Here is a 24,337-nt window from a genome sequence, read left to right as displayed (position 1 = left end):
GGACGCCGAAGTCGACGCGCACGTAGTCACGGCGATGTGCGCTCGGGTCAGTTGGCGTGCGCGGCGACCTCGCGGTCGAGTCGGTCGCCGAGGCGGTCGGTTTCGACGTCGAGGTCGTACTGGGCCTGAAGGTTGAGCCAGAACCGCGGGGTGGTGCCGAGGCGGCGGGCTAGCCGTAGGGCGGTGTCAGCGGTGACGGCGCGCTTGCCGTGCACGATTTCGTTGATGCGACGGGGTGGGACGCTGATGTCCTTGGCGAGCCGGTACTGCGACAGCCCGGTCGGTGCGAGAAACTCCTCGAGGAGCACTTCGCCGGGGTGGACGGGTGGGAGCTTCGTCTCCATGGCCACCTCCTAGTGGTAGTCCACGATCTCGACGTCGTAGGCGTTGCCGGCCTCCCATCGGAAGCAGATGCGCCACTGGTCGTTGATGCGGATGGAGTGCTGTCCTTGCCGGTCGCCCTTCAGCCGTTCGAGTCGGTTGCCGGGAGGGGCGCGCAGGTCGATGAGTTCCTCGGCGGCATCGAGCATCCGCAGCTTGCGCAGGGCAGCCTTGCTCAGTTCAGGAGGCCACCTCTTGACCCGCTGCCGCGCAGCGAGGCGTTCGGTGTCGCGGTCGCGGAAGCTGCGGATCATCGCTCGAATAATAACGCGACACGTTACGTACGGCAATGGTCGATCCCGCGGTTGTGCGCGGTACTGCATCGAGAGCCGCCCGCACATCGTCACGGTTCGGTGCGCGATCGCCAGTACCCAGGTCTTCGTCGCGTGTGAGCCACCGCGAGGACCCGCAGCTCCCTGGATGCGGCCAGGTACACGACGCGGTAGGGGAAGCGGACTACAGGCATCTGGCGCACCTCAAGGTGCGCGGGCACACCGGGAACCGATGCTCCAGCTTCCGGCCAGGTGGCGAGGTGGTCGACGGTTGCAAGGAACGTCTGCCCCAGACCGGAGCGCTGAGCCTCGTACCACAGCGCCGCTGCTTCGAGTTCGTATGACGCTTCCGGCTCGAAGGTGACCGGCCGACTCACCCGTCCGTCAGCGCCCGGCGAACGCGGTCACGCACGTCGGTCCACGCCTGGCCCTGCGACTCGCCCGCCGAGATCCGTCGTGCGCGCCGCTCGAGTTCCTCCGCCCACGCTTGCTCAACTGCAACGTCGTCACCCTCAGGAGGTCCCTCGAGGCTGACCAAGAGCTCAGCAACAAGGTCGGCCCGCTCCGCCTCGGGCAGCGAGAGAGCCTCGCGAAGCAGTGACTGGGCGTGTTCGGTCATGAGGTGAGCGTACCCTCGACCCGCAACCGGCTGAGCGTGGAATCCACAGCCGTCACCACACCGCAAGTGGCCACAGGGCACGGCGCGGTCACGCTATGGCGCTATGTGCGCATCGGCGGCGTACGCGCCGCGACACGCTCGGCCGCCGACGCCCGCGGTGCCCTCGAGCAGACCGGGTGGGAGGTCCTCGAGACCGAGGTGCCGCTGCGCGAGGCGATCACCCAGTCCGCCGGCGACGACGTTGCACATCCGGCCTTCGCCGATGTGGCTGCCGAGATCGGCCTCACCGCCATCCCGACCAGTGCCAGGAGCTGAGATGCCTGCCAAGAAGCTCGACCTCGCCGCGGCCGCCTCGACCAAGCAGCCCACCGCCTACCGGTCCCACGACCGCGCCGGCCAGAACGCCGCCACCCGAAAGCCCAAGCGCGCCACCGTTGACTTGCCCGGTGACGTCCACACCGCCTTCGTCGTTCGAGCCCGCGGTGAAGGACTCAGCAATCAAGCCGTCTTGGCTGCGCTCGCCACGGCATACGCCAATGGTGACGAGCGCGCACAGGCGCTGGTGTTCGAAGCGCTTGGGGGATAGTCGCAGCCCGCTGGGGCTACTGACATCAGTAGTCACTGAGGTCAGGAACCTGGCGGGTGGGGAGAAACAACCTCGGCTTTCCGCGCACGATTGCAGGACTCGACGGTGACCCCCCGTCGCGGCGCGCTGGCAACTGAAGATGAACTTTCCCGAATTGGCGCAATAGGGGTGATTCTTGCGGGCTAGTGTCCGCCGGGTACCGGTTGGACTTCCCCCCGCGGGCCGGACACCGGCTTATGCGGCCACCGTCGACGGTAGCGACTGGGTCTGCCGTTGGTGCTGTTCGTAGAGGGCTGGCGGGATCATCCCGATCGTGGAGTGCCGCCGTCGATGGTTGTAGCGATGGACCCAGACAAAGATCGCCCGGCGGGCGGCGGCTCGGGTCGGTAGGTGCAGCCGGTGGATGAGCTCAACCTTCAACGTCGCGAAGAAGCTCTCAGCAACCGCGTTATCGAGGCACGAGCCGGTCCGCCCGCACGACTGGGTGACACCCAGGTCGCGGCACGCGGTTCGAAACGTCTCGGAGGTGTACTCCGAGCCGCGGTCGTGATGAAAGATCGTGCCGTCCATCTTGCGTCGCCCACGGGCGGCGACCGCCATCTCGAGCGCATCGACGACCAGCGTCGCGTCGTGGCGGTCACCCATGGACCAGCCGATCAGCCGCCGGGATGCCAGGTCGATCACGGTGGCCAGGTACAGCCATCCCTGACCGGTGCGGACGTAGGTGATGTCACCGGCCCAGACGGTGTCGAGCAGTTGCGGCTGGAACCTACGGCCGACCAGATCCTCGATCGCCGGCGCGGCCTCATCCGCTTTGGTCAACGACCGACGACGCCGGGGACGATGGCCCTGCAGCCGTTCCTGGCGCATCAGCCGGGCGGTGCGCTTGCGGTTGAGCACCCACCCCTTGTCCACCAGCTCAGCGGTCATGCGCGGCTCGCCGTAGGTGCCGTCCGAGGCGGCGTGCAGATCACGGATCTCGTTGATCAGCCGCGCTTCGTCCCACTCCGCCTCGGTCGGCCCCTCGCCGCGCTCGAGCCAGGCGTAGAACGCCGAGCGTGACACACCGGCGGCGGCGCAGGCAGCGTTGACGTTGAACCCTTCGGCCTTCCGGGCGGCCACGCAGCGATAGCGCGTCACTGCGGTGACTCCTTCACCCAGAAGGCCACGGTTCGTTTGAGCAGATCACGCTCCATCCGAAGCTTGGCGTTCTCCGCCTCGAGCTCCTTCAATCTGGCGCGCTCGTCAGGTGCGATGCCGCTGCCGGCGGCCTGTTCGTCCTGGTGGCGACGCACCCAGTTGCCCAGCGTGGAGTCGTAGATCCCCAGCTCCGCGGCGACCTCCGCGACCGGGCGGCCGGTCGTGAGCACCAGGTCGACCGCGTCGCGCTTGAACTCGTCGGAGAACTTGCGGCGCGGTCTTGGTTGTCGTCGTTCGTTGTCGTGTCCCATGCGGACATCCTGTCATCCAGGGTGTCCGGCTGCAGGGGGGAGGTCCAGGTCGGCATCGGTGTCGGCTGCGAAGACGGGAAACGGGGTAGGGGGGGTCTTGATGTCGCGTGCGCTTGTTGGCGTGTTGTCGGTGGCGTTGTGGCGGTGGGGGTGACCCCGGTGTCCGCACAGGTGGCGCCGAGGCTTGCTGCTCCTGAGGTGTTCGAAGCGGTAGGGGAGAGCGAGCTTCCTGCGGACACCGGCATGCCGGCGGGTGAGCCGACGCCGGTGGTGCGGGTGGGCGAGCTTCTCGAGGCACGCACGGCGACCTCGGCGACCTTTGAGCTGTCGGACGGCTCGTTTGTGACCGAGATCGCGGCCGGTCCGGTACATGCCCGTGACGGGTCGGGCGGCTGGGTCGAGATCGACACCGACCTGGAGCGTACGGCCGACGGGTTTACGCCCAAGGCGGTGGATCACGAGCTCGTGCTGCCGGGGGCGGTGGACGAGCCGGCCCGGTTCGAGACCGAGCAGGGCTGGGTCGAGTTCGCGTTCGAGGCGGCGGGGGAGGCCGTGGGGGTGGCCAGCCTCGTCGAGGACGTCGAGGATGTCGTGCCGGTGGTGGATGGCGCGGCGGTGACCTGTCCGATGGGTGAGGTCGACCTGCGGTTGACCGCCACGCCGTCCGGGGTGAAAGAAGAGGTGGTGTTGGCGGATGCGTCCGCACCGCGGGCGTATAGCTGGCGGTTGGCTGCTGCGCCGGAGCTGACGGCGACGTTGACCGAGGGGAACGAGGTCGAGTTCGTCGATGCGGAAGGCGAGATCCAGTTCTGGGTGCCGGCGCCGTTCATGATCGACGCGTCGGACGACTTCGACGTGCGCTCGAGCGATTTTGAGGTGTCGTTGGAGCGTGACGGTGACGAGTGGGTGTACGGGCTGGTCGCCGACGATGACTGGCTGGACGCGCCGGAGCGGCAGTGGCCGGTCACGATCGATCCGACGTTCACCAATTCGCCACGCTACGACTGCGTGTTGACGTCGTCGACCTTGGCGGACAAGCCCTACTGTGGTGCGGATGGGCTGCGGGTCGGGAGGATGGCGTCGGGTGCGATCCGGCGCACCATCGTCAACTTCGACATCGCGATCGCCTGGGCTATCGCGAGCCGTGAGCCGGTGCACGTGATGGGTGCCGAGCTGTCGATGGCGTTGACGGCCGATTCGGGTCCACGGTTCGACACGAGCTTGCGGCCGTTGACCGAGGAGTTCAACAACGGCGCGACGTGGAACCAGCGGACCGCGAGCGCGGGGTGGTCGACCCCTGGTGCAGGTGGCGGCGCGGTCGGTCCGGAGATTCCTGGGTCGGGTCGTGGTGCGCTTGCGTCAGGATCCGATCCGTTTTGGGGTTCGGAGCCGGGCCGGGTGTTTTGGTATCCGACCCGACAGGTGCAGCAGTGGTTCGACTATGGCTACTCCAACGGTGAGCTGGTCGGCGAGCGGGAGTTCGGGTTCCGTCTGGCGGCCCGTGACGAGACCGCGGTGGGGGAGATGCGGTTTCACTCCTCGGAGGCGGCCCGCTGGCAGGACTACCCGCGTTTGAAGGTGCAGTGGTCGCGGGGGATCGGCGCGACCGACCAGACCACGTTCGTGGGCGAGACCTCGGTGTCGGACCGTTCGTCGTATGCGGTCAACGCGGCCACGGGCAACCTGTATGTCACCGCCACGGACCTGACGATCGCCGGGGTGGCCGGTCACGATCTGACGGTGGACCGGGCCTACAACTCCTCCCGCCGGATTTCCACCAGCGAGCACGTGGACTCGTCGTCGGAGTATGTCGGGGCGTTCGGGGCGGGTTGGACCTCGATGATCGATCCGCAGGCACGCATCCGGACCTACCAGGCGAACAACCGGATCACCTACACCCACCCGTCGGGGTGGACCCAGGCGTTCATCGACCGGACCGGCAACGGCAGCTACGTCTCGACGCGGAACTCGTCCAAGCTGCGGATCACGCTCGATGCGAGCAACCCGGCCGAGATGTTCACGGTCGAGGACCGGGCGACCAAGACGACCGAGGTGTTCACCAGTGCGGGCCGGCTGCGGCGCATCATCGACCGCAACGGCAACGAGATCGTGTTGGGTGCGGACGCGGCCGGTCGGGTCTCGAGCATCACCGACCAGGTCCGCGGGTCGTTTCTCACGGTGACCTACAACGCTGCCGGGCTGGTCAGCCGGATCACCGATCACACCGGCCGCCGTTCGGTGTACTCCTACAGCGGTGCGAACCTGACCTCGCAGACGTTGCAGAACAGCAGCGGGGCGAGCGTGGGTGGGGTGCACCGCTACATGTACGGCACGTCCGGGCAGATGTCGCGGATCACCGATCCCAAGGGTGCCCACCACGACATCACCTACAAGCCGACCAACGCCGTCATCAACGGTGGTGGGGTGGCGACGGTCACGCGGCCGCGAGGTGGGACCACCACCTACAGCTACACGACACCGTTGGACTGGTCGGACTTCGAGCAGGGTCCGACGCAGACGGACGTGACCGATGCGCGGAGCAACGTGACCCGCTACCTGTCGGATAGGCGTGGTTGGGTGACCCGGGTGACGGACGCGCGTGGGAACCGCCGCTCGTCGGGGTTCGATGCGTTCGGCAATGTCGCTTCGTTCACCGACAGCAAGGGTGGGGAGACGACCAACAGCTACACCGATGACGGGCTGGGGTTGGTGTCGTCGTTGACGGCCGGGGGCCGGTTGCACGAGTTCGATCTCGACAACGCGGCTGAGCCGTTCCAGCCGGGCGGGTATGACAATCCGGAGGGCAAGCTGACCGGGTACGGGTACACCGCGTCGGGCAATGTCGAGCGGGTCACCGATCCGGTGGGCGGTGAGGTGTTCATCGAGCACAACTCGGTCGGCAACGTGTTGTGGGTGACCGATGGGCGGGCGACCAGCCGGTCGCAGACGACCTACCGTACGGTCTACAGCTACGACCAGGATCACCGGTTGATCAGGATCGCTCCGCCGGGTGGGCGTCGTCGGGTCACGATCGACGCCTACGACGCGCTGCACCGTCCGATCCGGATCACCGACGGGTCGGGGACCTCGGTCTACACTTACGACCTGTTGGGGCGGACCACGTCGGTGACCTATCCCGACGGGCAGCAGATCGTGTTCGGCTACGACGCCAACGGCAACCGGACCAGCCGCAGCGATGCGAGCGGGACGGTGTACGACGCGGACGGCAACATCACCCGTGAGACGTTCCCGGACAGTCGTGGCACGATCGACTACGTCTACGACGCGGTCGGCAACCTCACGTCGATGACGGATGCGGCCGGCACGGTCGGCTACGCCTACAACGCGGTGAACCTGCCCACCACGATCACCGAACCGGGCGGGCACGTCATCCGCTACGTCTACAAGTCCAACAGCGACGAGATCGACGAGGTGTCGTTTCCGACCGGGACCACCCGCGTCACCCAGAAGATGGAGTACTTCGGCGACGGCGAGATCGAAGAGATCATCGCGGAGCGGGGCACGTCGACGCTGGCCGAGGTGGCCTATACCTACACGCCCACGCCCAAGGGTGCCGACACCACCGGATCGTTGCGCAGGACCCGCGTGCTGGACAACGGCAACGGCACCGGCAACGAGACGACCACCTACGGCTATGACGACGCGGGCCGGCTCGAGCGGGCCACGACCGGGCAGTCTGGACAGTCCAGCCACTTCTACGAGTACGACCGTGCCGGCAACCGGACCCGCCATCGTGTCACGGTCGATGGTGTGCAGCAGAGCACCACGTACTTCGGCTACGACGCCGCGTCGGAGCTGTGCTGGTCCGGCCCGATTCCTGCCGGGACCGTGTCGACGGCGAACTACTGCACCTCCAACCCGTTCGGGTCGACCCGCTACGTCCACGACGCGGCCGGGAACCTGATCTCGGGTGGGGGCTACCAGCTCGGCTACGACCGGGCCAACCGCACCACGACGATGACCACCCCCACCGGTGGTGCGCTGCCGGCCTCGTATGCCGGGGCAGGACAGGCCGAGCGGCTCACGGCCGGTCCGGCGACGTTTGTCTCGTCACTGCTCGGCGTCACCGGCATGGTCGAGACCGGTGCACGCACCGCCTGGACCCGCGGCCCGGACGGGACCCTGCTCGGCCAGCGCCGCACCATCGGCGGGGTCACCACCCGCTCGTACTACCTGACCGACGGGCTCGGATCGGTCATCGCGGTCGTCAACCAGACCGGCACGGTCACCAACCGCTACGACTACGCCCCCCTACGGCGAAACCGACGAACGGTGCCCCACCAGCGCCTGTGTCGACAACCCGTGGCGGTTCGCCGGCGAATACCAGGACACCCAGACCGGGCTGTACAAGATCGGGCACCGCTACCTCGCACCCGAGCTCGGACGGTGGACCCAAGCCGACCCCGCCGCCAACCGCATCAACCCGATCCAGCCGTCCGAAACCAACCCCTACGCCTACGCCGGCTGCAACCCCGTCAATTACACCGACACCACCGGGCTCAGCGCCCAAGGCGCGCTCTGCGCAGCCCAGGTCGGGAATCTCTTGGCAAGCAGCTTCCTATTGTCGTTCGATTATACCGCCCTAGTTTTTGCTCTCGCAGGCGGAGCGTCTATGGCAGCGGCTGCGGCAGCGTTTGGCCTCGCCCTCGGAGTCGTAGGGATGGTGTATGGGATCATGTCCACCAATGAGGCGTGCTGATGGCCATCGTCATCGCGGTTAGTTTCGGTGTCGCGTCTCTAGTCTCTTTGGCTGCTGCGATCCGTGTTCTGTTCGGGAAGCGTGTTGAGCGTGACCGAAGTGAACGGACGCAGAGGATCGCTGTTTGGGTACTAGTTGCCATTGGTGCAGGTGTAATGTCGGTAGGGCTCCTGATATCAGACGGCGATGTTTCTTCGCCGTACTTCGGAATAAGTCTGGTATCGGCGGTCATAATAGGCGGGGTTGTCCCTGTGCTAGCCTTTCGGATTGAGGGACATCAGATGTTGCACGGTCGTCGTAGCGAGTGAGCGCAGGTGTCGAGTACTGGCTCCTCGGTTTAGGCTGATCGAGCGCCGGACTTGGAATTCTCACGTGGGGTATTCCCGGTGCTTACCGGGGTTCCAAATCGCCACGTAAGGAGCGCAGCGCCATGGGTCCACCCTCCACTGGATTCTGATTGCCATCATCTGCACCGTCGGGATCGCCGTCGGGATAGGCATCGACATCAGAAACAAGCGTGAGTACGGGACGACCAAGCAGTGGAAAATTCGGGCGATCAAGCGTGAGCGGGAAGCGCAACAAGCAGACGATAGGGAGTCTGGTGGCAGTTGAGCCGACTGAGGAAGACGTCGCTGCATCACACCCGAAGTGGCGGTCGGTTGGCCTGATCGTGGCCGGATTGGCGTTCACGTACACGGCGATCACCATGGATGACGAACTCGTCTTGCGCGCCATTCCCGCGCTGCTGGCCGTGGTGTCGTTCGGTCTTTCCGTGTTCTGGCTGATCAAGTACCCGAAAGCTCCTTGGTTCTAGAAGGGGTCGGTGCCGGGCTGCTGCGGAGGCGCTGCTTTGCGCGATCACCTCAGAGTTGGGGAGATTGAGCTCGGCGCTCCAGTGACTGACGAACCGGCTCAGCTCCAGGTCGGCTCCATTCCGCCAGTCACTCGGTGGCCGGATGTGGTCGGGTGACGATCTGGCGGTAAATGGTGGCTCGGCTGACGCCGAGGTGTGCGGCGATGCGTTCGACGGGGAGGCCGTCGGCGTAGAGCTGGCGGCCGAGCCGTTGTTTGTGTGGGGTTATGACGGTGGGTCGGCCTCCGCGTCGGCCTTGTTGGCGTGCGGCTTGGAGGCCGGCGTGGGTGCGTTCGCGGATGAGTTCTCGTTCGAACTCGGTGTCGGCGGACATGAGATTCTCCCCGTAGGCGGACAGCGGACCTCCCCGGTGGCGGACACGAAAGCTCCCCGCGGACATCAGATCTCCCCGGTGTTGTCCATCGTGCTCGTCACGGTTGTCGTGAACGAGTGATCCCTCCCGGTACGACGGCGGTGCTGAAGCGTCGCCGACCAGGAGGGATCGGGATCAAGTCTGCCGGAGAGATCATGGAGATTTTGGAGGCCTACGACCTCGTGGGCACCTACCGCGGCGCGTCCAGGTTGGCTGGCTGCGACCACCACACCGTCAAGCATTACGTCGAGCGCCGTGCCGCGGCTGCCGACCCGTCGGCCAGCGTGCCGCGGCCGTCGATGATCGACGGCTACCGGGCCAAGATCGAAGAGCTCGTCGAACGTTCCGAGGGCGACATCCGGGCCGATGTCGTGCACGAGCGGCTGACCGCGATGGGGTTTGACGGCACCGACCGCACGACGCGCCGGGCGGTTGCCGAGGCCAAGTACCACTACGCGGCGGGACGACGTCGGGTGTATCGGCCCTGGATCACTGAACCGGGCGGCTGGTTGCAGTTCGACTGGGGCACCGGACCGAGGATCGCCGGGCGGGCGACGCTGCTGTTTTGTGCCTGGCTGGCGTGGAGCCGTTTCCGGGTGGTGATCCCGGTGTGGGACCGCACCCTGCCGACCGTGCTGTCGTGCCTGGACGAGACGTTCCGTCGGGTGGAGGGCATCGCGACCTACACGTTGACCGACAACGAGAAGACCGTCACGGCCGAGCATGTCGCCGGGATCCCGGTCCGCCATCCCGACATGGCCGCCGCGGGCCGCCACTACGGCACCCAGATCACCACCTGCGTGCCGGCCGATCCGGAGTCCAAGGGCGGCTCGGAAGCGACTGTGCGGATCGCGAAGGCGGATCTGGTCCCGACCACGGCGAACCTGCGCGACGCCTACCACAGCTTCGCCGAGCTGCGGGCTGAGGCCGCCATGTGGTGTGAGCACATCAACGCCCGCCCGCATCGTGAGACCGGCCGGCCCCCGGTCGACATGCTCGCCGAGGAACAGGCACGGCTCCACCCGGTGCCCCGTGACCCCTACGTGGCCGCGTTGGGCGAAACCCGGGTGGTGTCGCGCAGTTCGGTGATCTCGCTGGGTGGGGTGCGCTACTCGGTCCCACACCAGCTGATCGACCAGACCGTGTTCGTCCGCGTCGACGGCGACGAGGTCGTCATCGCCCACCAGGGCCGTGACGGCGTGACCGAGGTCGCCCGCCACCTGGTCTCCACCCCCGGCACGCCGCGGCTGGATCTATCGCACTACCCGCCCCGGTCGGCGTCGAAGATTCTCGAGCACCGCCCGGCGCCTCGCACGCCGGGCGAGGCCGCGTTCCTCGCGCTCGGGCCGGGAGCGGCGGCCTGGTTGACCGCCGCCGCTGCGGCCGGGACCGCGCGGGTTCGGATGAAGATGAACCAGGCGGTCGAGTTCGCCGCGGTCTACGACCAGGCCGAGGTCGACGCCGCGCTGGCTGCCGCCGCGCAGGCCGGCCGGTTCGCCGAAGGCGATCTCGCCTCGATTCTGCGGCATCGGCGTCGCAGCAACGGTGACGGGGTCGTGGTCCCGCTCGTCGAGGGGCACTCGCTGCAGACCGGCACGTCGCGTTGGGCGGAGGTCGGCCGATGACCGTCTCGAAGTCCCAAGCCCTCGACGCCGAGGTCGAAGCGCTCGCCCGACGGCTGCGGCTGCCCTACCTGCGCAAGGCCGCCGTCGACGTGCTGCCCACCGCCAAAGCGCAACGTTGGGAACCTGCCGAGCTCGTCCGGGTCCTGCTCGCCGAGGAAGCGCAAGGCCGGGACGCCGCCACCATCCGCAACCGCCGACGCCGGGCCGGGTTTCCGACCGGCAAGACCTTCGACACCTGGCGCGAGACCGCCTCGACGATCCCGGCGGCGACCCAACAGGCGCTACGCACCCTCGAATGGGTCCGGCGGGCCGAGAACCTGGCCGTGGTCGGACCGTCCGGGACCGGGAAGTCACACCTGCTCGAAGCCCTCGGTCAGGCCGCAATCGATGACGGGCTGATGGTCGCGTGGTTCACCATCGAGTCCCTCGGCCGGCTCGTCACCCGACATCGTGCGGACGACTCGGTCGCCAAAGCCGTCAACCGGGTGTTGAAGGCCGACCTGGTCGTCATCGATGACATCGGCCTGCTCCCCGTCCCCGCCGAAGCCGCCGAAGCGCTGTTCCGCGTGATCGATGCTGCCTACGAACGCCGCTCGGTCGCCATCTCGAGCAACATCCACCCCGGCGGGTTCGACCAGCTGCTGCCCACCACCATCGCCACCGCCGCGGTCGACCGGTTCATGCACCACGCCCACGTCGTGGTCACCGACGGCGACTCCTACCGGTTCGCCCAAGCCCGCGACGGCAAGGGGGTGACGCCCCTGGCCTGACCCCGTGGGGAGATCTCATGTCCGCGGCTGGGGAGAACTGCTGTCCACCACCGGGGAGGTCTCACGTCCGCCACCGGGGAGATCCCGATGTCCGTTGACACTCGGCGAGGGCGCCGAAGAGGTGGAAGGTGAGCCGGCCGGTTGGGGTGGTGGTGTCGATCGCTTCGTGCAGTGATCGAAGTCCGACCTGGTGCTGCTCGAGGGTCTGTACCTGGTCGATGAGGTCGCGGAGTGATCGGCCGAGCCGGTCGAGGCGCCAGACGACCAGGGTGTCGCCGGCGCGGAGGTAGTCGATCGCGGCGGTCAGCTGGGGGCGGACTGCGGTGGTGCCCGGGTGTGGTCGGTGAAGATCCGCTCGGCACCCGCGGCGGTCAACGCGTCGAGCTGCAGCTGCGGGTCTTGCTCGGTGGTGGAGACTCGGGCGTACCCGACGATGGCCATCCCGTTGTCCTCGCGTCTCACAAGCCGTCACGGCAGTCGTGACGTGAGACGAATTATGGACATGAGTTGTGACACAGCCCTGGAGGCTTGACGTCGGGGGCGGGCGTCGTGTCTCACAAACGTTCGTATTTGAGTGGGGAACCGGTGGTGCATGGCCCGGCCGAACTGGCAGATCTCAGCCGGGGTGGTCGATCCAGACGGGTGCGTCGGTGTCGTCGGCGTAGCGCCACTGGTCGGTGGTGCCGTCTTGGCGGGTTTCGGGGGTCTTCCTCTTGGTAGTGGGTGACCCGGTCTCGGATGCTTGGTGAAGACACGTACGGCCTCGATGCTCGAGGTGTCTAAGCCAACCGAGCGACCGAGGCCGTACGCGTGTCCCAACCTACCCCTGTCCAGGGGAGGAGCGAGCTGTTGCTCGCCCTGCCCGAGTTCATCCTGACCGACGCCCGCATCGACGAGCACGACGAGCTCGTAGCCGTCGTCGAACTGCCCCGCGGCGTCCAGCCCTGCAGCCGCTGCGGGACGCTCGAACGGCACCCGCTGCACGACTGGCGCCGCCACACCGTCCGTCACCTGCCGGTTGCTGGACGCGCGACGAGGGTGGTGTGGCGCAAGCGGCTGCTGGCCTGTGTCGAGGGCTGCGGCACCTTCGTCGAGCGGACCCCTTCGGTCGCGCCTGGTGCGGTCTGGAGTCGTGCCGCCGCCCGGGCGGCGGTGGCGATGGCGGAAGCGAACACACCGATCGACACGATCCCTGTCGCTTCGGCGTCGGGTGGAACACCGTGATGCGCGCCGTCCTGGCTGCGGCTGACCAGGTGGCGAAGGTCTCACCGACACGGGTGGGGATCGATGAGACGGTGATGACCACCGGCCGGCTGCTTGAACGTCGCCGGCAGTTTCTCACCGCACTGGTCTGTCTGGACACCTCCCTGGTCGTCGCGGTCTCCCAAGGGCGTGACAAGGGCTCTGCGACCGCGCTGCTGGCCGAACACGCCCCCGACGCCAAGGTTGTCGCGTGTGATCTGTTCTCCGGGTTCAAGGCGGCCGCCGACACCCTCGAAGACGTGACCGTGGTCGCCGACGTGTTCCACCTCGTCAGGCTCGCGCTGCACGCGCTCGATGAGGTCTGACGACGCCGTCAGCAGCAGATCCACGGCCACCGCGGTCACAAAGATGATCCGCTGTTCAAACTCCGCCGCGTCCTGCGGGTCGGCCAAGAACGGCTCGACGGGCAGGTGCTCGCGAAGATCTTCGACCGGCTGCGTGCCGAAGACACCGACGATGAAGTCGCGGCCGCCTGGATCGCGGTCGACCTACTGCGGCGGATGTACCAGGCGCCCGATCGTGACACCGCCCACCGCCGGCTCGTCACGTTCTACGAGTCTTGGTCGAAATCGACGAGGTGATCCGGCTCGCCAAGACCATCGACACCTGGCAGAAGGAGGTCCTCGCGTTCTTCGACACCCGCGCCTCCAACGCCCCGACCGAGTCCGCCAACGTCAAGATCAAGTCCATCCGGCGGGCCGCCCGAGGTTCCGCAACTGCGGCAACTACGCGGCCCGGATCCGGCTCCACGCCGGCCAGCCGCGTAGGGTCCCGACGACCACGAGGATCAGGTCCTACAGCTTCACCACCGCGGCGTGACCCACCTCAGTGGGGAAGACCCGGTTTCGGACGTGAACCGCATAGGGGGTCGAGCGTGTAGGTCCGACGCTGGCCGTTTTTGGCAGGGGGTGCACGAGGTCGTTGGCGAGGTGTTGTGAACGGCTGCCGTTCTGCCTGTTATGTCCCGCTACTTAGATTCCTTCGACGTCGGCAATCGAAGTGGTCTTCGAACTCTTCGGGTGAGAAGTAGCCATCAAATGTATAGATCTCATCTGTACGCAAGTCATCCCAGTTGAATAGGATGCCAGTTTCTATTCTCGTAGTTCGGACGGTCAGCGAATAGTCCGCGTCGTCGCGAACGGTGAACTTATCATCGACGTGAACATCGATACTGTTCGGCGGATCACTCAATGAGATAGCCACGGTTTGATCCGGCAAATCGTCCGCCGGTCTGTCGGGGTATATGCCCGTCGCATGAAGATGGACGTCGGTTCCGTAATCATCTACATTGCCAGTCCATGTTTCCATTATTATGTCAGTTACCGCATCCCCTTGGCACAGGGCGTAACGTATAACGAGATCGCGAGGATTCCGTTCAGACGTGGTGATAGAAATGCCAATTGACGGAACAGGTTCGCTAGGAAGACAACCCGCCAGGATGATGGAAACGACGATTAGAAACCACATTTTCACCGTCAGCACCAGTCATAATTCCCGGCTTTGAGGCCGGCTTGCCGTTCTGCCCAATTCCGGCACGGGTTGGTGCCCCCCGCCAGGTAGGCAAGCGGGAACGCAAAGCCCATGACTGCCCATTGTGTGGCGTGCCTCGATTCATGCCGCAGTAGCGATGGACTAACACTCCGGTCTCTCGTCAGAAAGACGTTTCCTACTTGGGTTCCGCCTCGAGCGTGACCTCCACGCATGCCCGTGCATGTGATCATGAGTCCTCGCTGGCGGGTGCAGGTGCCTCCCCACGCGCGCCCCCAGAGGTATGCGCCGGCAGTGAACGGTGTGTTCCGAGCGGCGCGGACCACATGGCCCGTCCGGCGGATACCGCGGTACCAGCGTCCGACCAGTCGGCTCCAGCGTGCGCGTTTTCCGTCGAGGTCGGTGCAGTTGATGGGGTCGGCGTAGCAGTAGTCGTAGGCGGAGGCGGAGCCGCCGATGACGGGGTCGATCTGGAGGAATCGGCCGAGTTGGGGGAGGTAGGCGCGTACGCCCATGAGGATCGCGCCGGAGGCGAGTACGGCGGCGCGTTGCTTACCGCCGAGCCAGTGGTAGCGGCCGGTGATGGTGGTGGTGTCGAGTGGTGCGCCGTATTCGTCGGTGATGCTGGTGGCGAGCACGGTGGTGCCGGGGATTGCTGCTTGTGGGTCGTTGCCCACGTTGGCGATGACGGAGCCGAACAGGTCGGTGAGCTGTTCGGTGATGGTCGTGGTCGCGCCATCGGGGGAGGTGATGGTCGCGGCCAGGTCGCCGGTGATACCGGTGACGTGTCGGGTCCAGCCGAGGCCGGGGTGGTCGATCCAGGCGGGTGCGTCGGTGTCGTCGGCGTAGCGCCACCGGTCGGTGGTGCCGTCCTGGCGGGTTTCGGACGCGAACCGCATCGCGGGGTCGAGCGTGTAGGTCCGACGCTGGCCGTTTTGGGTCAGGGAGTGCACCAGATCGTTGGCGTAGTAGGTCGCGTCGAGTTGTCCGTGGCCCTCGAGCAGTCCGGCAGGAACCCGGGTGGTGCGGCCGAGCCCGTCGTAGACGGTGCCTGACAGCAGCCGGTCGGCCTGGTCGTAGGCGTAGTCGGTGGTGGTCCGGGTGTCGAGATCACAGTTGCCGTCGGCGCCGGCACGGGTCACGGCTTTCGACGAGCGGTTGGCGTTGGCACCGGCCGCGCCGTCGAAGGCGTACTCGCGGATCTGGCAGGCCGCGCCGGCATCGGTCGCGGTGATCAGACGTCCGGCGCCGTCGTAGCGGTAGCTGCGGGCCATTCCGGCACGCACGTGGGCTACCCACCGGCCGTGGATGTCGACCGTGACGTGCTCGTCGAACGACAGACAGCCGCCCGGACCGCAGTTACGGGTCTGGGTGATCTGCTGTCCGACCGGGTTCCCGGCCGGGTCGAGGGTGGTCTGGTGCCGCCAGCCTGCCGGGGTGGTCCAGCGACGCAACGTCCCGTCACCGTCGTAGTCGGAGACCGACGCGGTGAAGCTGCCCACCTGCGAATCGGTGACTGCGGTGGTGTAGCCGGTCGTGTCGTCGTAGGTGAAGCTGCGGGTGCCAAGACCATCACCGACCGAGGCGACACGTCCGAACCGGTCGTAGCGGGTCTGGCCGTGTGTGCCGACACTGTCGGTGTAGCTGGTGAGCCGTCCGAGCCGGTCGTAGCTGCGCACGAGCGTGCGGCCATCCGAACGGGTCTCGGAGACCGCCCCGGTCGCGGGGTCGTAGACGGTGGTGGTTTCGGCGACCGCGGTACCGATCGTGCTGCCAGCACCGGCCGTCACCGCAACGCGGGTGACCCGGCCGGCCGTGTCGTAGCTGGTCGTCGTGGTCCGCACGGTCGTGCCGCCACCCGCGCGAGGAACACTCTCCGCGACCTGGGTGGGCTGCAACAGCCGGTTGTAGCCGGCCGTGTGGATGGTCGCCAGCCCTGGCAGTCCGGACGCCATGGCCGGCTGCGCTGCCGGGGTGATCAGACACACCTGCCCGTGCCAGTCCGGCCGGCCGCCACACTGCGGATAGGTCGGGTTCGCCGGCGCGGTGTAGCGCACCGTACGCAGCGTGCCAGGACCACCACCATCGGCCTCGGACGGCTGCCGCCGCTCGATCTCGCGTCCCTCATCGTCGTAGCGGGTCACCGTGACCAGCCCCAGCCCGTCCGGATCGAGGGTCTGGCGGGTCGCCAGCCGCAACTTCCAGTCGTACTCGGTCTGGGTCAACTGTTCGTCGACCACCTGGCCGCTGGTCAGGAGCGCACCGACCCAGCTCGAGGTCGGCAACGTCGCGGTCTCGGTGTCCGAGCCATCCGCCGTCGGGATCTGCGGATAGTGGTGGCGGGTGTGGCGACGGGCCAGCTGCAGTTCACCATTGGACAGTTGCACCTGATGTTGCGGTCCGAGCTCGCGCTCCAGCCGCAGACCCGAAGCATCGAACAGCCGGACCGTGGCCAACAGCCCGGCTGCTGCCTGCGTGTCCGGCTCGGTCAACGCCTGCGCCCGGTTCGCCGGGGTGAGCTCACGGACCACGTTGCCGTACACGTCATGTTCGGTGACCGAGATCCGCCCGCCAGGCGAGGCGACGTTCACGCTACGGCCGTTGCGGTCGAGATAGTGCACCTCGGCCCGGGCATAGCCGGCCGCGGTCAACGACGCGGCCGAGGTCGAGGACGGAACCTGTTCGGGCGGGAACACGGCCGTGACGTCCGTGGGCAGGTTCCGGCCAGCCTGTCCCCACCGGTCCAGCTCGGTGTCACCCATCGGATGCGGCGCACCCGACCCGGTACGGGGCACGTCGTACACCAACGTCCACCGGTTGACCCCGGATCCCGGCTCGGCACGCTCGACCGCCTGCAACCGGCCCGCCTCAGGGCCCGAGGACGCGGCATACACCAACGTCCACGGCTCGACCCCAGGCGGGGTGAGCGTGGTCAGCCGTGCCGTGCTCCCGGCATAACCGAACGTGGTCGCAAGCTGAGTCGACCGGGTCGTACCCGTCCGCGGATCGACCACACCGACCAGCCGACGGGCCGCGTCATACTCGTAGGACACCAGCACGTCACGCACCGCCCGGGTGTTGGCCGCATCCCACGTTTCGAGCTGCACGGACTGCAACCGCGATGTCGAAGCGTTGGGCGGGTCATACACCAGATGCAGCGCCCGACAGCCCGGTCCGGGCTGTCCACAGGCTGCTCCGGCAGGGCCGGGAGCACGCAACGTCGTGGGGCGCAGCATGCCCCCGATCCTGCTGTAGGTGATGCTGGTCGCGGCCGCGTCCGGGGTGTGCTTGACCACCTCCGGCACGAACGATTCGGCCTCGTGGGACCGGAACGTGACCTGCATGCCGTCCAGATCGCTCAACACATACTGCGATCCCCGATGGGTCAACGTCAGGTCCTCGAACCCGGCTTCGACCGCCTGGTAGCGGTGCCCACCATCGTGGGCTTCGGGCGTGTCGAACCAGAACTCCGCCCCTTCGACGTCCTCGACGACCACGAACGGCGCCGGCGTGCTCGCCGAGGCATGCTCCGGCGTCTCGAGCAGCCGGAAGCCGGCTCCGGCGTCGAGTACCGGCACGCCGGAGGTCCAACCCGCACCGAACAGCGGATCGATCTGCGTCAGGTCTGCACGGCTGTTGTAGCTGCGGGTCACGGTCAGATCGGTCGTGGTCCCGGTGACCGACACGTCCGCGTCGGTCATCGAGAAGTTCCCGGTCAGCAGGTTCGCCTGGCCCGGCCCGAGCGGCACCGTGCCATAGTCCTTGCCCGCACCCAGCTGGTCCAACGTGACCTTGGCGACCTTCGAGGCCGACCCGTCGTCAAACAGCGCCCGGACCTGCACCGGCCCGTCCACGCTCCCCACCGTGGCGGCCAGATCCCACACCAGCTCGCGCGACGTTCGATACCGGCCTGCTGCCTCGCCCGCCATCTGTTCGCTCAACGGCTGAACCGACGAGGTCAGCGGCACCGAGGGCGAGCTGGCCAACGCCAACCTGGCGGCGGGGACCGTCGTCCACGCGTCGCTGTCGCTACGTCGCCACTGGAACGTGGCCGTGCTCAACCGCACCGGCCCCATCGCCTGCAACACCATGCGCCGCTGGGTCCGGTCGCCCGTCTCGGGGGCGACCAGGCTGCCAGCCGAGATGTTGACCTGGAACCGGCGGATCGTGCTCCAGTTGCCGACCCGGTCACGCGCCCGCACATGCAACCACCAGATCCCGCCCTCGACGTTCGCCTTGGCGAAGCTCGTGGCTGTCTGCAGCGGGCCGCTCGGCGTGGTCCAACGATCCTGATCGAACTCGACCGCGTAGCCAGCTACCCCCGAACCGTTGTTCCCATCGGTCGAGACCGTCCAGTCGAACGCCACCGAGGTCACGTCCGACTCCGTTGCCACCTCATGGGTCGTCGAGGAGATCCTCGGTGTTATCGGACGGGTCACGTCCGGAACCAGATGGATCCACGACGAGTACTCCCGCGAGTACAGCTTGCCGTCGAACCCTCGGGCACGCCAGTAGTAGCTCTGCCCGTCGGACAGCACACCGGCAGGCACCCGGCCGGTCGATGAATGGCAACTCACGCCGCTGTTGCCGTTGACCGTGGCCACACGCGTCGACTTCGTGGCGTCGAACACCTCGAACACCACCCGGCCCGACGTGCCGGCGTCACCATCACAGAACGTCCCGCGCAGCATCGGCGTCAACGTCGGGACATAGGCGACCGTGCCGGTCGAGAACTGGCTGTCGTCCGACGCCCGGCCCGCGACCAGATTCGGGTACGTGTTGTAGGTGACCGTCAACTTCGGCCGCTGCGAACCGGTCGCGTGCTCAGACGAATAGAACTTCTTCCAGCCCGCGTTGTCCGTCTCGTCCGCGGCGAGCAGCATCAGCCCGTTGTTCGTCTCGCCGTTCACCCACTGGCGGACACGATCGGTCACGTCGAACGACGCCCACCCGGCCGCACACGCACTCGAGTGGCCGCGAGCGAACGACGCCGACGCATACACCGTCGAGGGCGAGGCCGGCTGATTCGACCAGGTCGTCGAACTATTGAACGGCGCCGACAACCGCCGGACGTTGACCTGCCGTGCCGTGCACGACCACGAGTGGAAGTTGTACAGCTGAAGCGAAGCCGACTCGACGTCCTTGCCGGCCAGCGGCGCAGGATCGAACTGGATCAACGTACGCGCTCGCGACGTCCCGCCGTCATAGGTCCCCACCCGCAGCTCGGTCGCCGAGGCCTGCGGCGTGCTCGCCAGGTTCGACTGCACGAAGGTGTCTTGCGCGATCGCCAACGACGCAGTCGGATCGATCGTGATCGGCAACTGCACCTGCGGATCCGACAGGAACCCGAAGTCGGGCGTGATTTCCAACACCGTGCGGCCACCCCGCCGTACCAACCGATGCTCGACCTCCGCTACCCGAGCCGGCTCGTCTGCCTGTTCGTTGCGCTCAGCTCCCCACATGTACAGCCCATCGACCACGATGACCGCCTCGTCATCGGCATCGACCAGCTCCAGCCCGCCCTCAGCCGGCTCGACAACCTCCAGGCGCTCAGCCGAAACCTCGAACCTCCACGTCACCGGTGCTGCGGGACGCTCGTGCAGCACGAGCCGCTTGGCGTACCCCGCCGGCAACGCCTCGAGTTCTAGATCGAGCCCCGGCTGGACCTGACGGTAACGAGCCACGTTGCCGTCCAACTCCGGTGAGGGCAACGACAGACCGGACCAGTCGAACGTCACCCCCTGCCCCTCGCCGTCACCCAACTCCACCATCGGGCCAACACCCCCGGCCGAGAACGACACCTCCGCCGCAGTCACCCGAGGAACCACCGCCCCCTCGGAGCGCTGCAAGCGCGTGTCGATCTCCCGCCAGGCCCCCGCATCGCCGGCCTCCACATCGAACACCCGCTGCGGACCGAAATGCACCTCATCGGTGAACGTGCCATCAGGATTCGCAAACGTCTGCGAAGTCTCCGACGTCGCCGACTCCACCAGCACCCGCTGCCCCGAACCCACCGCCGACAGCGACGCCGCCAATGCATCTTCACGCACCGGCACCACCGCGCCCGAGGCCACCGGCGACTCCGGCTCCGCCGCCACCGACTCCGAGACCTCCATCTCGGCATCCACCGGCTGCGCCACCGCCGCCACCGGCGCCACCGCCGCCACCAACGCCCAGATCAGCAGCACCACCAGCGGACCACGAACGCGCACGACCAGCACCTGAAACCCCTCAACCCCCGACGCGGCCACCCCGGCCACATACCGAAGCGAATGCTCACACACCTGCGAAGGTCCTCACGCGCCACCCCGCACCACGAGCCGGCCACGGTCACTGCCCAAATGGCCACTGGCCGCCTTCAGTTACCTCTCAGCTGCCAAACAGCGAAATTTCAGGTGGGTTGCGCGCGCGAGCACCAGACGCACGAAGCTTGGTTCGTGGATTCTGCAACAGTTGTAGAAGGTCTCCCAGTGCAGCCAGTGCAGCCAGTGCAGCCAGTGCAGCCAGTGCAGCCAGTGCAGCCAGTGCAGCCAGTGCAGCCAGTGCAGCCAGTGCAGCCAGTGCAGCCAGTGCAGCCAGTGCAGCCAGTGCAGCCAGTGCAGCCAGTGCAGCCAGTGCAGCCAGTGCAGCCAGTGCAGCCAGTGCAGTGGGCCGCTCCGCAGTCGATGCGGAACCCTAGGTTCGGTCCGGCACCCACCAGGAGCCCCGCGATGGAACAACGGTTGAGCCTCGTGACGCTCGGTGTCGCTGACCTCGGCCGCGCACGCCACTTCTACGAGCAGCTGGGATGGCGCGGCCAGGAGGTCGAGGAGACCGTCTTCTTCCAGGCGGGCGCCATCGGCCTCGTCCTGTGGGGTCGCGACAAGCTCGCCGCGGACTCGGGTGTCGAGGACACCGGAGCCGATGGCTTCGGCGGCATCGCGCTCGCGCACAACGTTCGTTCACCAGCGGAGGTCGATGCCGTCGTCACCGCCGCCGCGGACGCGGGAGCCACGATCACCCGGCATCCGGCCGAGACGTTCTACGGTGGGTACGCGGGCTGCTTCGCCGACCTCGACGGCCACGTCTGGGAGATCGCGTACAACCCCGGGTTCGCTCTCGACGACGACGGTTCCATCACGATCCCCGACTTCGGTGCGGGAGCCTGACACGGGGCCTCGGTGTGACCTCGCCGGCGGTGCGCGGGCTCGGGTCAGCGCGCCAGCGCTCGAAGTCGCGGCTGTGGTGCGGCCACCTCGAGCCCCGTTGCCGTTCCCGGTCAGGCAGCGTCGACGGCGAGCCCGTCGAGGTAGGTGTCGAGGTGCCGGTGGGCGATCGCTCGTTCCTCGGCAGGGTCGAGACCGAGTGCCAACGGCCGGCAGAACCGGATGGAGGCGATGGCGATGTCGCCGGCGCCGACCTCCCGTCCGATCGCTCCGTCGCGCCGGGCCGCTTCGGTCAGTCGCTCGAGCGCCTCGGCAGCGGCTGAGCGCTGTTCGGGCCAGTCCGTGCCGTCGAGCATCGGATAGATGACGTTCACGACGCCGAGGCCGGTGTCGATGGCGCCGTGCAGGTAGCGGCGGAGGGCTTCGCGACCGTCCTTCGACTCGGCGAGTGCGGTCTCGCCGAGGTGGACCGTGCGGTCGAGCACGTCGAGGACCACGGCACGCAGCAGCGCCTGCTGATCCGGGAAGTGCCGGTAGAGCGTGCCGATGCCGACCTCGGCCCGCTGGGCGATCGCATCTCTGGACGGCTCGCCACCGAGCTCGAGTATGAGCTCGACGGCACCGTCGAGGAGTCGTCGCCGGTTCCTTCGTGCGTCGGCCCGCATCGGCGCATCTCCTCCGTCGCCGTCACGAATGAAACGGAGTATATTCCTCCACCTATGGGGGGTCGCCCGGGAAGGGCAACATGAGCGAACGGCAGCGCCCCACGACGTCCGTCACCGAGTCCGTCGAGAGCTCGACCGGCGCGGCCTACGTCCCGGTGACGGTCGACCGCTGCGATCACGTCGAAGGGCCGTTCTTCCACGGGACCAGGGGGATCTTCGAGGTCGGTGACGAACTCGTCCCGGGCCATCCCTCGAACTACCACGAGGGTCGGGTCTCGAACCACGTCTACTTCGCGGGGCTGCTCGAAGCGGCCATCTGGGGAGCCGAACTGGCCACGGCGCTCTCCGGGGACGGTGGGCGGGGCCGCATCTACGTCGTCGAACCCACCGGCCCCTTCGAGGACGACCCCAACGTCACCAACAAGCGGTTCCCCGGCAACGTCACGCGTTCCTACCGGACGCGGCACCCGATGCTCGTCCTCGGCGAGGTGCACGACTGGGAGCGCCACCCGCCGGACGCGGTGCAGGGCATGCTCGAGCACATCGCCCGGCTCCGCGCCCAGGGACTCGACGTGATCGAGGACTGACACCGGATCGGCGACAGGCGAGGTCGTGGTGGGGTGCGGCTCTGGCGTCGCCGTCACCGAACACCATCACGGCCTTGGCGACGACGGGCGCACGGCCGTGGTCCCCGGCACGGTGGTCGACTGCCTACGGGCTGCGCCTCCCGTACCGATGCGGCCCCATAGCGTCGTCTCCGCCGTCGTGCCTGGGTCGGAAGGAACCGACATCGCTGCTGCCCGCAATGTCCGCCGGGCCACCGCTGTGCTGGCCGCGGCCGCGCTCGTTCTGGGCGGATGCGAGACCGGGGACGGCCAGCCGGACGGTGCGGGATCCTCGACGGGCACCAGCGAGTCGAACGGGTCGGCCGACGGCGACGGATCGAGCGGCGACGAATCGAGCGATCAGCCGGCCACCGACGCCGATGCCGACGACGGTCGATCCACCGACGACGACGGGAGCCTCGAGAGCGCCGATCCCGAGCCCTCCGACGAAGGAAGCCCGCAGGCCGACGATGTGGACGACGAGCCGGGCGATGGCGACCCGTCGGAGGAGGGCACCAGCCGGGCCACGTCGGAGGACCCGCCAGCGGACGGCGACGATGCGGACCTGGCGAGCGTCGAGGTGTACTTCGCAAACCACGACCGGGACGTGGAACCGGCCGTCTTCTCGGTGCCTCGTGAGGTCGAGGGACCGGACGTGTTGACGGGCGCGATCGAGGAACTCCTCGCCGGGCCGACCGAGGACGAGGTGTCGGAGGGCTACCGCAGTCTGTTCTCCGACGAGACCGCCGGAATGCTGCACGAGGTCACGCTCGAGGATGGATCGGCGCACGTCTCGTTCGATGCGGAGCTGCGCGACGTGATCCCCGGCGCGTCCTCCTCGACCGGGTCGACGCTGCTGCTCGATTCCCTGGACGCCACGTCCACGCAGTTCTCGACGGTCGATGATGCGGTCTACAGCCTCGAGGGTGACGTCGAGGAGTTCTATGGGTGGCTCCAGCGCGTTCCGCCAGAGGCGACCGCAGACCGCGACCGCCACGAGGACGACGCCGATCCGGACGGTGACGCCTGGACGACCGAGACCTCGACGGAGCAGCGCGAAGGGACGCGGCTGGTCGTCACCGACCTCCGCGTCGGGGTGCACGACGGCTTCGACCGGGTGACCTTCGAGATCGAGGGCGACGGAGCGCCCGGCTGGCGGATCACCTACGACGACGAACCGCAGCAGTCCGCCTCGGGCCAGCCGGTCGAGCTCGCGGGTGACGCGGCCCTGTTCGTGTCGCTGACCAACGTCGCGTACCCGATGGACGCGCCGGTGGAGCCACGGGAGGGGCCCGAGCGGGTCGAGCCGTCGGCGACCGCTGCCGTGGTCGAGGTGCTCGACGACCTCATCTTCGAGGCGCACCACGACTTCTGGATCGGTGTCGACGGGCAGCGGCCGTACCGCGTGCAGCTGTTCGAGGACCCGACCCGCGTCGTGATCGACATCGCCACCGGCGAGACGGAGACGAGGCCGTAGGCCAGGCGCAAGACCTCCGCGTGGCGCCCGGCGCGCCCGTCGCA

At 67.6% G+C, this 24,337-nt stretch carries 21 protein-coding genes and 3 pseudogenes; 14 read left to right on the top strand and 10 right to left on the bottom strand.

Annotation, left to right across the window (positions count from 1 at the left end; translation table 11 throughout):
• Window positions 1-47: 47 nt before the first annotated feature.
• The 3 genes from ELR47_RS15495 to ELR47_RS19445 all read right to left on the bottom strand — a co-directional run bounded on the left by ELR47_RS15495 (window position 48) and on the right by ELR47_RS19445 (window position 1,272).
• Window positions 48-344: a HigA family addiction module antitoxin gene (locus ELR47_RS15495; RefSeq protein WP_130650704.1), complete on the bottom strand. Its 297-nt coding sequence runs from the start codon at window positions 342-344 to the stop codon at window positions 48-50.
• 9 nt (window positions 345-353) lie between these two features.
• Window positions 354-635, bottom strand: coding sequence for a type II toxin-antitoxin system RelE/ParE family toxin (locus ELR47_RS15490; protein ID WP_130650703.1), 282 nt, complete (start codon window positions 633-635; stop codon window positions 354-356).
• A gap of 391 nt (window positions 636-1,026) precedes the next feature.
• Complete coding sequence (locus tag ELR47_RS19445; RefSeq protein WP_130650701.1) at window positions 1,027-1,272, bottom strand: addiction module protein; 246 nt, start codon at window positions 1,270-1,272, stop codon at window positions 1,027-1,029.
• Between ELR47_RS19445 and ELR47_RS15475 the strand changes: the two genes are divergently transcribed.
• Together ELR47_RS15475 and ELR47_RS15470 are read left to right on the top strand one after the other, a co-directional pair.
• Window positions 1,261-1,587: a hypothetical protein gene (locus tag ELR47_RS15475; protein WP_130650700.1), complete on the top strand. Its 327-nt coding sequence runs from the start codon at window positions 1,261-1,263 to the stop codon at window positions 1,585-1,587. The genes ELR47_RS19445 and ELR47_RS15475 overlap by 12 nt on opposite strands.
• A 1-nt stretch (window position 1,588) precedes the next feature.
• Window positions 1,589-1,858, top strand: coding sequence for a hypothetical protein (locus ELR47_RS15470; RefSeq protein WP_130650699.1), 270 nt, complete (start codon window positions 1,589-1,591; stop codon window positions 1,856-1,858).
• 234 nt (window positions 1,859-2,092) lie between these two features.
• On the opposite strand, the gene ELR47_RS15465 is transcribed toward ELR47_RS15470, so the two are convergent.
• Both ELR47_RS15465 and ELR47_RS15460 read right to left on the bottom strand, forming a co-directional pair.
• Entirely contained in the window at window positions 2,093-2,998 is a 906-nt protein-coding gene (locus ELR47_RS15465) for an IS3 family transposase (protein ID WP_165404127.1), read from the bottom strand.
• Window positions 2,995-3,309, bottom strand: a complete 315-nt coding sequence (locus ELR47_RS15460; protein WP_130648066.1) for a transposase — start codon at window positions 3,307-3,309, stop codon at window positions 2,995-2,997. Before ELR47_RS15460 ends, ELR47_RS15465 begins: the two co-directional genes overlap by 4 nt.
• A gap of 243 nt (window positions 3,310-3,552) precedes the next feature.
• Here ELR47_RS15460 and ELR47_RS19470 point away from each other — a divergent pair.
• The 3 genes and pseudogenes from ELR47_RS19470 to ELR47_RS15450 all read left to right on the top strand — a co-directional run.
• A pseudogene (locus ELR47_RS19470) lies at window positions 3,553-6,402 on the top strand (DUF6531 domain-containing protein); the annotation flags it as partial.
• Window positions 6,403-7,639: 1,237 nt separating this feature from the next.
• Window positions 7,640-8,029 (top strand): annotated as a pseudogene (locus ELR47_RS19435) (RHS repeat-associated core domain-containing protein); the annotation flags it as partial.
• A gap of 562 nt (window positions 8,030-8,591) precedes the next feature.
• Window positions 8,592-8,843 carry a hypothetical protein gene (locus ELR47_RS15450; RefSeq protein ID WP_130650696.1) on the top strand — a complete coding sequence of 84 codons (252 nt, stop codon included), beginning with the start codon at window positions 8,592-8,594 and terminating at the stop codon, window positions 8,841-8,843.
• A gap of 127 nt (window positions 8,844-8,970) precedes the next feature.
• Here the strand turns inward: ELR47_RS15450 and ELR47_RS15445 are convergent, their stop codons facing one another.
• Window positions 8,971-9,216 (bottom strand): helix-turn-helix domain-containing protein, encoded by a 246-nt coding sequence (locus ELR47_RS15445; protein WP_205745562.1) that lies wholly within the window; start codon window positions 9,214-9,216, stop codon window positions 8,971-8,973.
• Window positions 9,217-9,389: 173 nt separating this feature from the next.
• On the opposite strand from ELR47_RS15445, the gene istA reads away from it, so the two are divergent.
• Both istA and istB read left to right on the top strand, forming a co-directional pair.
• The gene (gene istA, locus ELR47_RS15440) at window positions 9,390-10,880 is read left to right on the top strand and encodes an IS21 family transposase (protein ID WP_130651227.1); all 1,491 of its coding nucleotides are present in this window, start codon (window positions 9,390-9,392) and stop codon (window positions 10,878-10,880) included.
• The gene (istB, locus tag ELR47_RS15435; protein WP_130648905.1) at window positions 10,877-11,650 is read left to right on the top strand and encodes an IS21-like element helper ATPase IstB; all 774 of its coding nucleotides are present in this window, start codon (window positions 10,877-10,879) and stop codon (window positions 11,648-11,650) included. The genes istA and istB overlap by 4 nt, the downstream gene beginning before the upstream one ends.
• A gap of 91 nt (window positions 11,651-11,741) precedes the next feature.
• Here the strand turns inward: istB and ELR47_RS19430 are convergent.
• Window positions 11,742-12,091 (bottom strand): annotated as a pseudogene (locus ELR47_RS19430) (recombinase family protein); the annotation flags it as partial.
• Between the two features lie 408 nt (window positions 12,092-12,499).
• Between ELR47_RS19430 and ELR47_RS15425 the strand changes: the two are divergent.
• From ELR47_RS15425 to ELR47_RS19425, 4 genes are all read left to right on the top strand, one after another.
• Complete coding sequence (locus ELR47_RS15425) at window positions 12,500-12,874, top strand: transposase family protein (protein WP_130650694.1); 375 nt, start codon at window positions 12,500-12,502, stop codon at window positions 12,872-12,874.
• Window positions 12,874-13,218 carry a transposase gene (locus ELR47_RS15420; protein ID WP_130650693.1) on the top strand — a complete coding sequence of 115 codons (345 nt, stop codon included), beginning with the start codon at window positions 12,874-12,876 and terminating at the stop codon, window positions 13,216-13,218. The genes ELR47_RS15425 and ELR47_RS15420 overlap by 1 nt, the downstream gene beginning before the upstream one ends.
• Window positions 13,219-13,323: 105 nt before the next feature.
• Window positions 13,324-13,494, top strand: a complete 171-nt coding sequence (locus ELR47_RS15415) for a hypothetical protein (protein ID WP_229730701.1) — start codon at window positions 13,324-13,326, stop codon at window positions 13,492-13,494.
• Window positions 13,491-13,793, top strand: coding sequence for a transposase (locus ELR47_RS19425; RefSeq protein ID WP_370469432.1), 303 nt, complete (start codon window positions 13,491-13,493; stop codon window positions 13,791-13,793). The genes ELR47_RS15415 and ELR47_RS19425 overlap by 4 nt, the downstream gene beginning before the upstream one ends.
• A 595-nt stretch (window positions 13,794-14,388) precedes the next feature.
• On the opposite strand, the gene ELR47_RS15405 is transcribed toward ELR47_RS19425, so the two are convergent.
• A complete protein-coding gene (locus ELR47_RS15405) occupies window positions 14,389-20,622 on the bottom strand; it encodes a DNRLRE domain-containing protein (protein ID WP_130650690.1) in 6,234 nt (2,077 codons plus the stop codon).
• Window positions 20,623-20,763: 141 nt separating this feature from the next.
• Window positions 20,764-21,120 (bottom strand): hypothetical protein, encoded by a 357-nt coding sequence (locus ELR47_RS15400; RefSeq protein ID WP_130650689.1) that lies wholly within the window; start codon window positions 21,118-21,120, stop codon window positions 20,764-20,766.
• On the opposite strand from ELR47_RS15400, the gene ELR47_RS15395 reads away from it, so the two are divergent.
• On the top strand, window positions 21,112-21,549 hold the full coding sequence (locus ELR47_RS15395) for a VOC family protein (RefSeq protein WP_130650688.1): 438 nt from the start codon (window positions 21,112-21,114) through the stop codon (window positions 21,547-21,549). The two genes, ELR47_RS15400 and ELR47_RS15395, sit on opposite strands and share 9 nt — an antisense overlap.
• A gap of 110 nt (window positions 21,550-21,659) precedes the next feature.
• Here the strand turns inward: ELR47_RS15395 and ELR47_RS15390 are convergent, their stop codons facing one another.
• Window positions 21,660-22,211, bottom strand: coding sequence for a TetR/AcrR family transcriptional regulator (locus tag ELR47_RS15390; RefSeq protein ID WP_130650687.1), 552 nt, complete (start codon window positions 22,209-22,211; stop codon window positions 21,660-21,662).
• 80 nt (window positions 22,212-22,291) lie between these two features.
• On the opposite strand from ELR47_RS15390, the gene arr reads away from it, so the two are divergent.
• Window positions 22,292-22,798 (top strand): NAD(+)--rifampin ADP-ribosyltransferase, encoded by a 507-nt coding sequence (arr, locus tag ELR47_RS15385; protein ID WP_130650686.1) that lies wholly within the window; start codon window positions 22,292-22,294, stop codon window positions 22,796-22,798.
• 25 nt (window positions 22,799-22,823) lie between these two features.
• Complete coding sequence (locus ELR47_RS15380) at window positions 22,824-24,293, top strand: GerMN domain-containing protein (protein ID WP_130650685.1); 1,470 nt, start codon at window positions 22,824-22,826, stop codon at window positions 24,291-24,293.
• Window positions 24,294-24,337 lie beyond the last annotated feature (44 nt).

The sequence above is a fragment of the Egicoccus halophilus genome (assembly GCF_004300825.1).
GTDB lineage: Bacteria > Actinomycetota > Nitriliruptoria > Nitriliruptorales > Nitriliruptoraceae > Egicoccus > Egicoccus halophilus.
Note: the sequence above shows the minus strand (reverse complement) of the source record. Positions and strands in the feature narration are given on the sequence as shown.

What these genes read in the sequence shown, in the direction of transcription:
- ELR47_RS15490 (WP_130650703.1), bottom strand. Translation starts at nt 635, where the DNA reads ATGATCCGCAGCTTCCGCGACCGCGACACCGAACGCCTCGCTGCGCGG.
- ELR47_RS19445 (WP_130650701.1), bottom strand. Translation starts at nt 1,272, where the DNA reads ATGACCGAACACGCCCAGTCACTGCTTCGCGAGGCTCTCTCGCTGCCC.
- ELR47_RS15390 (WP_130650687.1), bottom strand. Translation starts at nt 22,211, where the DNA reads ATGCGGGCCGACGCACGAAGGAACCGGCGACGACTCCTCGACGGTGCC.
- ELR47_RS15420 (WP_130650693.1), top strand. Translation starts at nt 12,874, where the DNA reads ATGCGCGCCGTCCTGGCTGCGGCTGACCAGGTGGCGAAGGTCTCACCG.
- arr (WP_130650686.1), top strand. Translation starts at nt 22,292, where the DNA reads ATGAGCGAACGGCAGCGCCCCACGACGTCCGTCACCGAGTCCGTCGAG.
- ELR47_RS15495 (WP_130650704.1), bottom strand. Translation starts at nt 344, where the DNA reads ATGGAGACGAAGCTCCCACCCGTCCACCCCGGCGAAGTGCTCCTCGAG.
- ELR47_RS15470 (WP_130650699.1), top strand. Translation starts at nt 1,589, where the DNA reads ATGCCTGCCAAGAAGCTCGACCTCGCCGCGGCCGCCTCGACCAAGCAG.
- ELR47_RS15460 (WP_130648066.1), bottom strand. Translation starts at nt 3,309, where the DNA reads ATGGGACACGACAACGAACGACGACAACCAAGACCGCGCCGCAAGTTC.
- ELR47_RS15395 (WP_130650688.1), top strand. Translation starts at nt 21,112, where the DNA reads ATGGAACAACGGTTGAGCCTCGTGACGCTCGGTGTCGCTGACCTCGGC.
- ELR47_RS15445 (WP_205745562.1), bottom strand. Translation starts at nt 9,216, where the DNA reads ATGTCCGCCGACACCGAGTTCGAACGAGAACTCATCCGCGAACGCACC.
- istB (WP_130648905.1), top strand. Translation starts at nt 10,877, where the DNA reads ATGACCGTCTCGAAGTCCCAAGCCCTCGACGCCGAGGTCGAAGCGCTC.